Source organism: Sphaerotilus sp. FB-3, assembly GCF_023706025.1.
GTDB classification, from domain to species: domain Bacteria; phylum Pseudomonadota; class Gammaproteobacteria; order Burkholderiales; family Burkholderiaceae_C; genus Sphaerotilus; species Sphaerotilus sulfidivorans.
On record NZ_BQWE01000077.1, the window covers coordinates 1 to 705 of the forward strand.

At 68.9% G+C, this 705-nt stretch carries 1 pseudogene; it reads left to right on the forward strand.

The features are described 5' to 3' along the window. Nucleotide 1: 1 nt before the first annotated feature. Nucleotides 2-705, forward strand: a pseudogene (locus NFT33_RS19115) (IS5 family transposase); the annotation flags it as partial.

The following is a 705-nucleotide window of genomic DNA, read 5'->3' on the forward strand; positions in this document are numbered from 1 at the left end:
GCTGTGGGAACGCATTCGCCCGCTGCTGCCAGCGCCGAAGCCTGCCAGTCCTCGCGGAGGGCGTCCCCGCATTGACGACCAACTTGCACTCAACGGCATCGTGTACGTTCTGCGAACGGGTATCCCCTGGGAAGAACTCCCGCAGGCGCTGGGCTGGGGCAGCGGCATGACGTGCTGGCGACGACTCCAGCAGTGGCAAGAAGCGGGCGCGTGGCACGGGCTGCACATGCTGCTGCTGGAGCAGCTCCGGCACCACGACGCGCTGGACCACAGCCGCATGTGCATCGATGGCTCCAGCGTGGCCAGCCCCCGGGGGGGCCGCACACCGGGCCGAACCCGACCGACAGGGGCAAACTCGGCTCCAAGCGCCATGTGCTGACCGACGCCAATGGCACGCCAGTGATGTTCTGCGTCACGGGCGCGAACCGGCATGACTCGGTGGTGTTCGAGGAGATGGTCGATGCGCTGCCAGCGATCAAGGGCAAGCCCGGCAGGCCCCGGCGCTGGCCCGACAAGCTCCATGCGGACAAAGCCTACGACTGCAGACGCTGTCGGCAGCATCTGCGGCGGCGTGGCATCCGGGTGCGCATCGCCCGCAAGGGCATCGAGAGCAAGGAGCGCCTGGGCCGTCATCGCTGGGTGGTCGAGCGCACGCATGCGTGGCTGGCCGCCTTCGGCAAGCTCCGGGTGCGCTTCGAGCGCAGC